The sequence below is a fragment of the Novosphingobium sp. NDB2Meth1 genome (assembly GCF_900117425.1).
Classification (GTDB): domain Bacteria; phylum Pseudomonadota; class Alphaproteobacteria; order Sphingomonadales; family Sphingomonadaceae; genus Novosphingobium.
In genome coordinates this window covers 1-12,966 of record NZ_FPEH01000021.1, presented here as the reverse complement: position 1 = coordinate 12,966, position 12,966 = coordinate 1, and the positions used below count along the sequence as shown (strand labels likewise).

Annotated in this window: 10 protein-coding genes and 1 tRNA gene; 6 read left to right on the top strand and 5 right to left on the bottom strand. The window is 62.7% G+C overall.

Going from position 1 to position 12,966, the window contains the following annotated elements:
* Positions 1–150: 150 nt before the first annotated feature.
* From NDB2M1_RS15475 to NDB2M1_RS15455, 5 genes are all read left to right on the top strand, one after another.
* A complete protein-coding gene (locus NDB2M1_RS15475; protein WP_054123030.1) occupies positions 151–936 on the top strand; it encodes a fimbrial biogenesis chaperone in 786 nt (261 codons plus the stop codon).
* Complete coding sequence (locus NDB2M1_RS15470; protein WP_083554903.1) at positions 933–4,742, top strand: hypothetical protein; 3,810 nt, start codon at positions 933–935, stop codon at positions 4,740–4,742. Before NDB2M1_RS15475 ends, NDB2M1_RS15470 begins: the two co-directional genes overlap by 4 nt.
* Positions 4,743–4,781: 39 nt before the next feature.
* A complete protein-coding gene (locus NDB2M1_RS15465) occupies positions 4,782–6,134 on the top strand; it encodes an APC family permease (protein ID WP_072383773.1) in 1,353 nt (450 codons plus the stop codon).
* Positions 6,135–6,391: 257 nt separating this feature from the next.
* A tRNA-Thr gene (locus tag NDB2M1_RS15460) sits at positions 6,392–6,467 on the top strand.
* Between the two features lie 354 nt (positions 6,468–6,821).
* Positions 6,822–7,883, top strand: coding sequence for a phospholipase D family protein (locus NDB2M1_RS15455; RefSeq protein WP_143146788.1), 1,062 nt, complete (start codon positions 6,822–6,824; stop codon positions 7,881–7,883).
* A 206-nt stretch (positions 7,884–8,089) separates the two neighbouring features.
* Here the strand turns inward: NDB2M1_RS15455 and NDB2M1_RS15445 are convergent, their stop codons facing one another.
* From NDB2M1_RS15445 to NDB2M1_RS15425, 5 genes are all read right to left on the bottom strand, one after another.
* Entirely contained in the window at positions 8,090–10,186 is a 2,097-nt protein-coding gene (locus tag NDB2M1_RS15445; RefSeq protein WP_143146787.1) for an N-6 DNA methylase, read from the bottom strand.
* Entirely contained in the window at positions 10,123–10,809 is a 687-nt protein-coding gene (locus tag NDB2M1_RS15440) for a hypothetical protein (protein ID WP_072383765.1), read from the bottom strand. Before NDB2M1_RS15440 ends, NDB2M1_RS15445 begins: the two co-directional genes overlap by 64 nt.
* Positions 10,806–11,708 (bottom strand): DNA-methyltransferase, encoded by a 903-nt coding sequence (locus NDB2M1_RS15435; protein ID WP_072383762.1) that lies wholly within the window; start codon positions 11,706–11,708, stop codon positions 10,806–10,808. The genes NDB2M1_RS15440 and NDB2M1_RS15435 overlap by 4 nt, the downstream gene beginning before the upstream one ends.
* Positions 11,705–11,911, bottom strand: a complete 207-nt coding sequence (locus NDB2M1_RS15430) for a ribbon-helix-helix domain-containing protein (protein WP_143146786.1) — start codon at positions 11,909–11,911, stop codon at positions 11,705–11,707. The genes NDB2M1_RS15435 and NDB2M1_RS15430 overlap by 4 nt, the downstream gene beginning before the upstream one ends.
* Positions 11,912–12,206: 295 nt before the next feature.
* A complete protein-coding gene (locus NDB2M1_RS15425; RefSeq protein ID WP_072383758.1) occupies positions 12,207–12,422 on the bottom strand; it encodes a helix-turn-helix domain-containing protein in 216 nt (71 codons plus the stop codon).
* A gap of 164 nt (positions 12,423–12,586) precedes the next feature.
* On the opposite strand from NDB2M1_RS15425, the gene NDB2M1_RS22900 reads away from it, so the two are divergent.
* Positions 12,587–12,966: hypothetical protein (locus NDB2M1_RS22900; protein WP_216234032.1), on the top strand; the 380-nt coding region annotated here is incomplete at its 3' end.

The window sequence follows — 12,966 nt, the reverse complement described above, 5'->3', positions numbered from 1 at the left end:
CTTGCGGCACAGCTGACGCCAGCCGCCCTCGCCCTCAGCCTAGCATTGACGATGCCTGCCGATGCCTTGGCCCAAGCCGCGGGCCAGGCTGAGGACGCACCTGACGCCCCTCCTGCTCCCGCGGCTCTGCCGGCCGGCGCGGTTGGCGGCATGGGCGATATCAACCTGTTTCCGAAGCGCGTGGTGATCGACGAGCGCACGCGCATCGCCAGCGTCGGGCTCTACAACCGCGCTGCGGCGGCGGGCGAGTATGAGATCACCGTCAGCGACATGGCGATGCAGCGCGACGGGCGGCTGGTCGAGCTCGCCTCGGTGCAGGACGCCGCCGCGCGCGATGCCGTCCACACCGCCAGCGGCTTCCTGCGCTGGTCGCCGCGTCATGTCGCGCTGCCCGCCAGCGAGGCGCAGATGGTGCGGATCATGGCGCGGGTCCCGCCCGAGCTGCCGCCCGGCGAGTACCGCTCGCATTTCACCGTCGTTTCGGTTCCGCCCGAAACCGGCGGTACCAGCATCGACGAGGCGGCAGGGGCGGAAACCAACAACGGCATCGGCGTGCGCATCGTGCCGCGCTTCGGCATCTCGATCCCGGTGATCGTGCGCGTGGGCGAAACGACACTCAACGCGGGCCTCAAGGACCTGAGACTGAACACCCAGCCGGGTGGCCCGACCGCGCTTGCGCTCACCATCACGCGCGAGGGCACGCGCTCGGCCTTCGGCGATATCACGATCACCGCACCCGGCGCCAAGAAGCCGGTAGCGGAGATCAAGGGCATCGGCGTCTACACCGAGATTGCCGAGCGCGCCGTGCAAGTCCTGATTGATCCGGCAACCGAGCCGCGCTTCCTCGCCAAAGGCACCCGCTGGACAGTGAGCTATGTCGATGACGACATGTCACCCGGCAAAGTGCTCGCGCGGCAGGAATTCATCGTGCCGTGAAGCAGCGCGGGGGGGACGATCGCGGATCCTCCACGTCGCTGCGGGTCGTGCTGGGCGCCACCCTCGCGCTCGCGGGCGATGCGGCGCGCCGTGAACTGACGGCGCCGGAGGGCCCTGCCCCCGATCCGGTGCGCGAAGCGAAGAAGGCGCAGCGCGCGGAAAAGCTGCCGGAGCCGCGCTTTGCTGCGGCCGAGACCAAGCTGGTTGAGGCCAAGCCCGGACGGAAGACCGGTGCGAAGCGCGAGCGCAAACAGCCTGCGGAAGCTCGACTGCCCTCGCCCAAGCTGGCCAAAGCCTTGCCGCTGCCTGAAAGTGCCGGTGTGCTTTCGCCGGAGTTCCGCGAGCCGATTGTGCCGGAACCCGCGCCATCAACCGCGCCGGTGGTCAAGCCAGAGGCGGCAACGTCCCTCGTGCCAAGGGTTGCGGAAGCCGTTTCGCCGCCGCCTGAACCGCCGCGGCCTGCTGCGCTGGCCGCAAACGATCCGCTGCCTGCACCGAGTTTCGGGCCTCCTGCGGCAGCAGCCCCGGCGCCGCCTGTGGCGCAGCCAGATGCGGTAACCACATCCCGTCAGCCCGTCGTCACGCCGCCTCTGCCAACCACGGCGCTCTCTTCGCCCGCCAAAGTCGCACCCGCCAAGGCAGCTGAGCCGCAAGAAGTGGCGACGGCACCTGTCTTGCGGCAAGAGGCGGTCGCCACGACGACAAACTTGGCAACCGTGGCTTCCGAACGCTCGCCTGAAGCCCCGAGTCCGCCTGCACCCGCCCTGGTCAGTGTGGCGCCACCAGCGGCAGCAGCGGTTGCTCCAGCATCGCCGCCCAAGCAGCCTGCACCAGAGCTGGCTGCGCCCCCCACACCGGTTACGCCGCCTCCGCCACCGGTGAAACTAGCCGAGGCGCTGCCCAGCCCCGCGTTTGGTGCGGCGGAGCCTCCGGCTGCCGGATCCGCCCAGCCCCCACCACCCACGCCGACGTCATCTCCCACGCGCCTTGCCTATGCACCGGCCACGCTGCCGCTGACCACCGTGGCGACCACCGCCATGCCTGCCCCGGCACCTTCGCCCAAACTCGCTGCGCCCAGCCTTGCCGAAAGCCGCCGCGCGCTGCCCCAGCCTGCCTTTGGCACGCCCGCCGCAGCGCCAAAGCCTGCGCTTACCGCCTCGCCGCTGCGCGCCAATGTCACCGATCAGGCTGGACTCGGCGCGGCGACCAAGGCGCCGGTGATCAGCGAGGACGACGAGCTCATCCTCCAGATCGAGACCGCGCAGGGCGAGATGAGCGACACGATCGTCGCCTATGGCCTGCGCCAAGGGGTCTATCTGCCGCTTGGGGCGATGACCCGCTTCCTCGATCTGCCCATCGCGGTGAGCGATGACGGCCACTACGCCAACGGCTGGTTCCTCAACGAAAAGCGCACCGTGACGCTCAACTTGCGCGACGGGACGCTGGTGGTGGCAGGCAAGACGGTCCCGCTCGGCAGGGGCGACGCAGTGGCGTTCGAGGGCGAACTATACCTCAAGGCGGAGCGCTTTTCCGACTTGTTTCCACTCGATCTCAAGGTCGATCTGCGCGCCCAGACGATAGCAGTGAAGACCCGCGAGCCCTTCCCCTTCGAGGAGCGCCTTGCCCGCGAAGCAGACCGCGAACGGCTGGCATCGCGCACCGGCAAGGAGGCCCCGGCACGTTTCCCGCGTGAGGAAACGCCGTGGCGCGCGCTCTCGGTTCCGGTGGGCGAGACCGAATTGCGCGCGCTCACCGACGACGATCTCGGCGCGCGGGTGGAGGCGGATGTGCGCCTCGCCGGCGATCTCGCCTTCATGACCGCGCGGGCCTTTGCCAGCGTCTCGAGCCGCGACGGGCTTACCGCCGCACGCCTCGAACTGGGCCGGCGTGATCCCGACGGCGATCTGCTCGGGCCCCTCAAGGCCACCGAATTCCAGCTCGGCGATGTCGCCACCGGCGCGCTCCCCGTGGGCCTGCGGGGTGTGACCGGGCGCGGCGCCTTCGTCACCAATGCACCGCTCGAACAGGCCTCGATCTTCGACTCCGTCGATCTGCGCGGCGATCTGCTCGATGGCTACGAAGTCGAGCTCTATCGCAACAACACGCTGATCGGATCGACCCGGACGCCCGTGAACGGCCAATATGCCTTCCTCCAAGTGCCGGTCGATTTCGGGCTCAACGTGTTCCGGCTCGTGTTCTACGGGCCGCAGGGCCAGCGCCGCGAAGTGGTGCGCCAGATCAGCGTAGGCGATGGCCGCCTCGCGCCCGGCCAGTTCGTCTACAGCCTGGCGGCCGCGCAGAAGGACATGAACCTGTTCGGCGTGCGCAGCCCGCGCTTCAGCCCTGCGCCCGATTTCGGCGCCTGGCGCGCGACGGCGCAGCTGGGCTACGGCATCTCTCGCGCGGTCACCGCAACGCTGGGCGCGGCATGGTGGGACAGCGGCGGCAAGCATCACTGGCTGGCGACCACCGGCCTCAGAAGCGGCATCGGTGCGACCGCGCTGCGGCTCGACCTGGGCCTGCAGGACGGCGGGGGCAGCACGGTCGAAGTGGGCTTCGGCGGCAAGCTTTTCGGGTTCAACTACAGCGTGAACCACGCCGAATACAGCGGCGGCGCAATCGACGAAGTGCGGGCGTTCACCGCCGATCCGCTGCGCCGGGCAAGCGAATTCAACCTCAACACCACACTGCGTTTCGGCTCCGGCCTCAATACGCGCGTCCTGCCGATCACCGGGCAGTTGCGCCGCATCGAATTTGCTGACGGCCGCCGTCAGACCGACGCAGCGCTGCGCGCGACGCTTCCGCTGGGCGGCGTGCTGCTGTCCAATACGTTCGACTACAACCGCGTGAGCGCAACGACCACGCCCGCGACCAGCCGCCTGCTTGGCAACTTCGATCTGGCCACGCTGTCGGGCTCGAAAATGCGCTACAGGGCCGGACTCGGCTATGCCATTCTGCCCACACCCAAGCTGCAGACCGTTACGCTCGAAGCCGACCGGCGCTTCGGGGAGAACATGCTGCTTCGCGGCGGCGTGACGCACACGCTGACCGACAACCAGACGACGCTCGGCCTCTCCGCGATCCGCCGGGTCGGTCCGGTCAACGTGGCGTTCGACGGGGCCTACGGCTTCCCCCGGCGTAACTTCTCGGTCGCGCTGCGGGTGGGCTTCAGCTTCGGGCGCAATCCACTCTCCGGCCACGCATTCCTAGCCCGCCCGGGCCTGACCAGCGGCGGCGCAGCGGCGGTGACCGCCTTTGCCGACGCCAACGCAAACGGCGTGCGCGATCCGGACGAAGGCCCCGTGGCCGGCGTCACGTTCCTTTCCGGCACGCACGAAAGCCGCACCGATGCAAAGGGCCGCGCGCTGATCCCCGGACTTGGTGACGGCGCGCGCGCGTCGCTGCGGGTGGACAGCGATTCCATGCCCGATATCGCGCTGGCCCCAGCGCGGCCGGGGATCGAGATCGTGCCGCGCCCGGGCCGCATCCACACCAGCGATTTTCCGATCGTGACCTTGAGCGACATCGAAGGCACCGCCTACTTCCGCGCCGCCACCGGCACCCGCGCCGTCTCGCGCCTGCAGCTGCGCCTGCTCCGCCGCGATGGCAGCCTGGCGGCAAGGGCACGCAGCGAATCCGACGGCTTCTTCTTGTTCGAGCGCCTTCCCGCAGGCGAATACCGTCTCGAGCTCGATCCGCAGCAGGCCGCCGCACTGAAGATCAGGCTCGAAGGGCCGGTCACGCTCACGCTTGGCGGCAAGTCGAGCGTGCTGCGCCAATCCATCACCGTCAAATCCGCCAACTGACCTTCCCTCGCCCCGGAAACCGGTTAGCTTTACCCCTCGATGAACTCCGCACCCGAACCCTCGCCGCACCACCAGCCCAAGCGCGTGCTGAGCACCACTGCCGCCGCCGCGGTCGTCATGGGAATGGTGATCGGCGCCGGGATCTTCCGCACGCCGCAGCTGGTCGCGCAGAGCCTCGGCGGCGAAGGTGCGCTGATGCTGGCCTGGGCGCTGGGCGGCGTCTTCGCGCTGATCGGTGCGCTTTGTTATGCCGAGCTTTCTGCAGCCTATCCCGACACCGGCGGCGACTACCGCTTCCTGCGCGAGGCGTTCGGCGGCGATGCGGCATGGCTGTTCGCCTGGTCGCGCTTTGCGGTGATCTTCTCCGCATCGGGCGCGCTGCTGGCATTCGTCGGAATCGACTACCTCGCCGAGCTGGTGCCGATGGGGACACTGACCCGCGCGCTTGTGGCGGGCGGCATGGTGATCCTGCTCACCGCGCTGAACTTGCGCGGCGTGCAGACGGGAACGCGCGCACAGATCGCGATGGTGGCGATGGATGTCGCGGCGCTGCTGGCGCTCGGCGGTGCGGCGCTGTGGCTGGCCTGGCAGCGGATCGCCCCGCAACAGGTGGCGACCGCCGCGATGCCCCCCGTCTCTCTCGCCGCCTTCGGGCAATCGATGGTGTTCATCATGCTGGCCTATGGCGGCTTCAACGATGCCTCCACGCTCTCCGCCGAAGTACGCTCCCCGCGCGACATGACGCGCGCCCTTTTCGGCGGCATGGTGCTGATCACCGCGCTCTACATGATCGCCAACTGGGCTTACGTGCGCGGCCTCGGCATGGCGGGACTTGCCAGCAGCGAAGCGCCCGCCGCCGCGCTGATGGCCCGCGCGTTCGGACCCGCGGGCGAGACGGCGATCGTGGTCTGCGTCGCCATCGCCGCGTTTTCGGTGCTCAACGCGCTGATCATCGTCGGTGGACGCACGCTCTACACCGCAGCAGAAGACGAACCCGCCCTTGCCGCCCTCGCGCAATGGGACCAGAGCAAGGGCGTGCCGCGCGCGGCGATACTCGTGCAGACGGCGGTGGAACTCGCGCTGATCGCGTGGGGCGCCGCTTCGGGCCGCGGATTCGCGACGATGGTCGATTACCTTTCGCCGATCTACTGGCTGTTCCTCACGATGAGCGGTCTCGCCGTCGTCATCCTGCGCCGCCGCCAGCCCGACGTGGAGCGCCCCTACAAGGTTCCGCTCTACCCGGTCCTGCCGCTGATCTTCGCCGCCGCCTGCGCGGGCGTGCTTTACAGTAGTGTGGTCTATGTCGGCTGGTCGGGCTGCCTGATCAGCTTCGGCATGCTCGCGCTGGGTTTCGTGGTACGCACGGCGCTTCGGCTGGCAGTCCGGCCCTGAGACACGTCAGGCACGGCCCGGAGAGCGGCCGCCGTGTTCGCCAGTTGGCCCAAAGAGCATCCGCACCGGTCGTCCAAACGTCGGCAAACTCTTCGCGACCTGTCCGGTCAAGCCGCATCGCAGTGGGTGGTGCAGGAGCTTTATCCGTTCCGTTTGCCCGAGGGCATGGCGGTAGAAAACCGAACCTACCGGAATGCACAAATGCCATTGCCTATCGCCGCCCCTCTGGCTAAAGCGCGCGCCTGCCCTCGAGGCAAGCCGCTTTAGCTCAGTCGGTAGAGCACATCATTCGTAATGATGGGGTCAGGTGTTCGAATCACCTAAGCGGCACCACCTGTTTTTGGCACTTTCCCTAGGAAAATCAGAAACTAGCTCCAGAGGGCGATAGCCTTAGCGGGGCGGATTTGCCTGCCGAAAGGCCGAAACCCGGTCTGGGCCCAATTGATGTGCCAGAGTGAGTTCGCCTTATCGTTACGAATCATGCTGTTGAAGGCACTTTGGACTGGTCACCCTTGGAGCATAAAGCCAGAGTGGCTTTCGCCTGTACCAGCCGCCCAAATGGGTGCGTCTGGGTCAAGCTTGGGTGCACTCATGCTAGACATCTGATCCTGTTCGTGCATTTTGCTGTCGTTAGGGGGGGGCGCCGATGATCAGATTTCCAAACTCAACTCTGATCAGCAATTCGCGATGAAATGGACGTTGATTTCGCAGGGCGGCGCGGGAGATCAGACCCTTGGAAAGGCTTTGTCGGCGTCCAGTGGGGCAGGACAATTCGACCGTCTCGACGTTGCAGTAGCTTATGCGACCCTGCCAGGTGTGAAAGCGCTTGCATTGGCAGTGGGTGGAATCCCGCAGGTATCAAGATGGGTAGTTGGCCTAGATGACGCGATTACCCAGCCAGAAGCGTTGGATTACATAGCCCAGTTGCCAGGTAGTGAACTTCGCGTGGTAAAGCTCACGCCCGCTCGAAGATTTCACCCTAAAATGTATTTATTTTGGTCTTCAAGTGAAAATGCCAAAGCTGCCGCTGCGATAGGTTCTGGCAACATGACGGTCAACGGCCTCCGTAAGAATGGTGAGACTGCGGTGGTACTAACTGCAGATGTCACCGCAGATGCAAAGGCGCTCAAACGGCAGTGGCAAGAGATGTGGGAGTTAGGTCACCCGCCAACCGATCCAGAGCTTGCTGCGTACAAGGAGCTTTTCAAGAAAGCGAAGAAGCAACGAAAGAAGATTTCCGACCTTGGAGCGGCGCCGCCGGAGCCCGATTCTTCTGAGACGGTCGACGAAGAACCCACATTCAATGGCGAACCCAAAAGCGCAAGAATCGCTTGGCTTGAAGTTGGGAGTGCGAGCGCGGCTGGGCGAGACCTTGAGTTTCCGAAAGCTATGATGCCCTACTTTGCTCTGACCGGATCGAAGGAAGTAAGAAAGTTCATAACAGCGGACGGCCAAGAGCACGCTTTGGAGTTCACGAAGCGGGTCCAGAACGATATGTGGCGTTTAATGTTCAGTTCCGCCTCGATTCAGTCCGCAGTAAATCGCACGACGATGAGGCCTACATCAGGGGCGAGCAGGTCAGATTTGGTGGCCGTTTTCCGGAAATGCCCGGGGACGGATAAATTCAATCTTCAGTTACTCAAGATTTCAAGTCCAGCCTTCAAGAACCTAGCTGCGCAATCGAAAGCCATCCACGGTGAGTTTGTGACGACGACAGCACCTGGCGGGCGACGTTACGGCTATCTCTGACTAGAACTACTCGTTTGCCCTCGGCCCCGAAATCATCGTGCCCGCAGACCCCAACGTGCCCGCCTGATCGCCGAGATAGGGCAATCTCGTGATGCGACCGGGCAAATCATTGTGAAGATCGCGTAGCAGCAACTCTAAAAACTCCGTTTCGGTGAGCGGTGACAACAAGTCACCCGCTCCTTCATCGAAGACCTCTTCTCCGTGCATCATTCCAGTGCTGTCCGGCGTATCTCCACCAGTGACAGCAGCGCATCGTAAACTCGTTGCCTGTCAATGCCTAAACCGAAGGCCTCGATGATCGACGCGTCGAAGGCCTGACGGTCAGCTTGTTCGAGCTCGTCAGCGACATTCAGAACGTCGCGTGCCAGCAACGGCGCAAATGCGGCCTTGATCGCGTCGATGCCAGCTTGATCTAGCTGCCCCGGATCGAGGACATGCATGTAATCCTCAATACGATCCTTATTGAGATCGAGAGCACCAAGCCCGCGTCCGAAGCCCATTCCCTCAATGATGAACATCGAGATTGTGGAATTGAGCAGCGCGTGGGCGAGGTCGATATCCACCGCACCCCTTGGCTCTAGCCTGACCAGCCTTTGGTCAGCAAAGGCAGGTGGATCGACGCGGCCCACGAAGAGGCGATCGCCATAGTTGATGAACATGACCAGGTCGGTCAGCGTATCCGCCTTCATTTCATACCAAAGCAGACCGTTGGTGCCCAGCTTTGCCATGTTCTCCGGTGTTTTGAAGCGCATGATCCAGTTCAGCGCACCGGTGTGCCCACGCGCAGCAAGTTCCTCTTCCGTGCGTGAGCAGGAAAACGCTTCCTTTGCCGCTGGGCAGCGCAGCCGCGAGAAGTCCGTCGGGCTTTTGGCTAAAGGCTTGATATACTCTGCCTCGATCCCGTGACCGGGCCGCGGATAGAACAGAGCGTTCATCCCGCGGCGCTCGCCACGGCGTACGGTGAACAAGTCTTTCAGGGGCGCAAGAGGGAGCCCGAGCAACCAATCGCAGTCCGAGAACTGGGCATTGCCGCCGAGGCCCATGCGTCGAAAGCGCGCGAGATCAGCGGGACTGATTGCGCGGATAGTCATGGTATCATTCTGAGTCTGGCCTAGCTCGATTTGTGCGGCTGCGATTTGCACCGCCTCTTCGTCGGCCAGCCCCTCTAGTGGCCGGGTCAGCACGATGAACTTGATATCCCCGCTTGGCTGGGCCGGATCGGCCTTCTTTTCCATCACCAATATGTTGGTGACGACCTCGCTATTCTGAAACCACCGACCCGCGCCCGAAGTCACGACCGCCTTCAGATCGTAATAGCGACCAAGCAAATTATAGAAGGCGTCGCCCCAATCGGTCCCAAGCCACGCATTCGTGATAATGATGCCGAGGCGTCCGCCATCCACGAGCAGCGGGTGCAGTGAGAAGGGCAGATATGCAGCAACATCGGCCCGCCGCGTGAACCGCTCCCCCTCTTCGCCCATGCCCGCCGTCACGCGATTGAGCGCATTGCCATACTGCTTTCGGCCCTCTTGGGCGACGAAAGGCAGGTTGCTCGTTATCGCCTCGAAATTCCCCAACGCCTCTGTAAACACCGTTCCGTCGGTAGGATTACGAAAGTCGATTGCCGTTGCGGGCTCCAGCGTGAATGCGTCCCGCTGGAAGATGCGCAGCGGCATATGCATGAGACTCGGCCTTGCGAGCGCAAACGTCGCGATTTGCACGGCCTGGGGATCTTGGTCCCCCGCGAAGACTGTCGCCGCCGCGCGATCAGAGGCCACCCCTGCCGTCAGCTTTTGCTCCATCGCCGCGCGCGCGATCGTGCCGCTCCCGCAGCACGGGTCGAGCACCCTGTCATCGACAGTATCGCGGACACAAAGATGGACCAGGAGGCGCGCAAGCTCGATCGGCGTTGGGTATTGGCCGCGAACCTTACGCACGGCCACTTCCACCGTGGCCTCCAGAACACCCGATAGCTGCCCTTGATCGACGGAGCCCACGCGCAGGTCAGACAGCAGTTTGTTGAATTGCTTGAGCTGATCCCAAACGACGTTCGGGATCACTGACAAACCAATGCTGTCCGAGAAGATTGTCCAGAAATTGCAATCTTCGGAGAGCTGCCGGAACAGCGCCAGCGCTTCTTCTGGAGTAGTTTCATCGTCGATTGCGGCGACCCGCTGCGCTCTTACGTCCTTCTCGCGCAGAATATGACCAAACAGAATCTTCCCGATCCAGTTCGAAATCACAGCCTGAGCAAGCACCTGCTCCATGGTGCCGCCAGCGTATTCAGCGCGCGAGCGATCCACCAAAGCGTCATTTCCGCGCGCAGGAGCGCGTTCCTGCGCGCTGCGGCGATCAGCGCTTCCGCGACAGAACCCGCATTCTCCATGATAAGGGCCGTGACTCCACCGCTTCGGTAGGCGTCGATGAACTGACGACCTTGAAGGGAGCCACGATCAAAAAGGTCATTCAGATGGCGGAAGATTTCGCCCGCCAGCGCTTCCCAGCGTTGCCGGTTTCCAACAACGGCAGTGCGCGTCGTTATGTCGGCCAGATCGTCCCAGGCGTGGCTGCGCACATATTCGTCCGTTGCCTCACGGCGGACATACAAATGAGCATGAGAGACATTCCAGAGCAGGAAGCTATCAAGACCGAGTGCGCGTGCCTTCGTTTCGGCGTTGTCGCGAAACTCGAAATCATCAATGCCCGTGTCGGGCATCTTCAATTCCCAGCCTTGCAGAATCCGCGCAGTGGTAAGGTCCCCGAAGAGAAGCACATCGGGGAACAGGCTTCCCCCTTCCGACTTCACCGTCTGCTCCCCGCCCGCATCCTTGATGGAGCGGTTATTGGCCTTGGCCAAATGTTTCAGGTGGCCGATTAGGTCGATGGCCCAGGACCTCTCGTTGTAGGTCGCGGCTTTGCCCTTCATACCGCTTGCCTCTCGGCATCGCGGATCACGACATCAACATCTACCATACCGCGTCGGTTGGGCTGGCCAGCCCTTGCCGCCGGCTGCAACGCAGAGAAGAGCGGTGGCGACGGCTGCTTTGCCTTCATAGCTGCCTCGACCTCAGCAAGCCGTTCTTTTGCCACCTCGATGTAGTCGATACGCTCTTCCTTGAAGAGGTGGACTTCTTCGTTTCTTTCAATCCCGATGAAGCGCCTCCCCTCAAGCGCTGCGGCGACAAGAAAGCTTCCGCTGCCGAATGCATTGTCGAGCACCACATCCCCTTCCCCTGTGAACATTCGAATGAGGTATCTTCCGAGCGCCACAGGCTTTTGGGTGGGGTGCCAGACTCGGCCACCAGCTTCGCTTTCAGCTGTCTTGCAGTAGAGCGTATCTGTCGGAAACCGCTCGCCATCACTCTTCACTTGGACAGGCTTAAAGTCCCCGTAGCTTCCGGTATACTGCGCTTTGCGCGTGCCTTTGTCGTAAGGTTCACCTTTCGACATGACGGGCTTGTAATCCGGTTGCCTGCCGTAGAAAATACAGATGTCCTCGTGCTGTCGTAGGGGTTGCCTACGAGCATTGAGGAAGTTCGTCGGCTTGCTTTTTACCCACACGAATTTGTATTTGAACCAAGCCTCATTGCTCAGCATTAGTCGCGCTGTAAAGATGCCCTGAGATGACAAGGCGATCACGCCTTTCGGCTTGATGATCCTTCGATATTGGGACCAAAGCTCGTCAAGCGGAATAACGCTGTCCCACTTATTTTGCGTGGTGCCATATGGCAGATCGCAAAGGATTAGATCGACCGACTGAGCGGGCAAGTCAGCCATCACATCAAGGCAATCACCCTGGTAAATGTCGCCGCCGAGATACTTCATTCCTTCGGCTTTCCAAGGAATGAAGTGCCAGTTCCTGCAGCCGCGAGGAGGGGCACTTCCTTCCTTTCTTTAGACGCTAGGAACTCCACGATTGCCTGCCTTCCAACCCACGCAATCGAGCGGTCGGCTCTCGTCGCAACGTCGACGAGGGCTTCGTATTCTTCGTCCTCAAGATTGACCGTGACACGATTTTTGGCTGCCATCACCATTCCCCCTTTTGCAGCACCTTGCAGCACTCTGAGGCACTTTGCAATAGGTAAGAACGTAACGTGAACATATACAGCGAAGTCGGGCCTGCGCCAGCTTTGTCGCTTTATCGCTGCAGGAGCTCGCAACTGCTAACCGCGTGGTGGCGATTTGGTCACCAATTCAGAAAGTCATAAACCCGGTTGACCGAGCAAACCTGACGCGTTGGTGGAATTGTTCACTGCAAAGCCATGCGCCGAGCGGCGCAAATCCAACCACCTTATATGAACAGGCCCCGATGCCGTCTCAGGCTCAATTTTCGACCGGCATCAACAACTGGTAGGGCTGCACAGCCAATGACTTCGCCAGCCTCTCTACAGCGCGGACGGAAGGGTTTCTGGTGCCACGCTCCAAGTCACTGACGTAACTACGTTCCATCTCGGTGTCCAAGGCAAGCTGCTCCTGGGTCATGCCTCTTAGCTTCCGGAATTTCCGGACATTGAGGCCCAAGATCGCAACCGCATCCATAGCGCGATGTGGTCGGAAGCAGCACCTAGCGTCTGTATACTAATCGTGTCATTTGTCCCTTGCGGTTCAATTCGTGAGGGGCAGACAGGGTTGCAGAAACACCAGAGCGGTCTGTTCCCGTGCCACTCCGGCGCAGCTTTCACCCATGCACAAAGGATATACCTATGACCGACGAAATCGTCGTGCCCAGCGAGGGTGCGCGCAAGAAGCCCTTTATTCTCTTCAGGATCGCCCAATGGGTTGTCGCCGCATTTGTGGGCATACTAACCGTTGTGCCGCTGGCGGATACTTCCAAGCTGGCCATCCCCGGAGCGCCAGTCGCCTTGCTTTGGTCTGCGCTCGCCGCCTTAGTGCTCGCAGCCGTGGTTCTCAGCCCACCCCTGTTCTTCCGGTTGCCGCTCAAAGCTAAGGTCGGGGGGTCGTGTCCCACGGGGTGGTGTAGGAACCGTCGATCCGCAGTAGGATCAGGTTCGGGTCAGGCAGCCAGAGCTGGCAGGCTGACAATGGGGTTATGGCTCACCGAGCCGAGGGTTTCCAGCGTCAT

Bases quoted from the DNA above. Each gene is read 5' to 3' on its own strand.
- NDB2M1_RS15475 (WP_054123030.1), top strand. From the start codon at position 151: ATGGGCGATATCAACCTGTTTCCGAAGCGCGTGGTGATCGACGAGCGC.
- NDB2M1_RS15455 (WP_143146788.1), top strand. From the start codon at position 6,822: ATGAAATGGACGTTGATTTCGCAGGGCGGCGCGGGAGATCAGACCCTT.
- NDB2M1_RS15440 (WP_072383765.1), bottom strand. From the start codon at position 10,809: ATGAAGGGCAAAGCCGCGACCTACAACGAGAGGTCCTGGGCCATCGAC.
- NDB2M1_RS15425 (WP_072383758.1), bottom strand. From the start codon at position 12,422: ATGGATGCGGTTGCGATCTTGGGCCTCAATGTCCGGAAATTCCGGAAG.
- NDB2M1_RS15430 (WP_143146786.1), bottom strand. From the start codon at position 11,911: ATGGCAGCCAAAAATCGTGTCACGGTCAATCTTGAGGACGAAGAATAC.
- NDB2M1_RS15465 (WP_072383773.1), top strand. From the start codon at position 4,782: ATGAACTCCGCACCCGAACCCTCGCCGCACCACCAGCCCAAGCGCGTG.
- NDB2M1_RS15435 (WP_072383762.1), bottom strand. From the start codon at position 11,708: ATGAAGTATCTCGGCGGCGACATTTACCAGGGTGATTGCCTTGATGTG.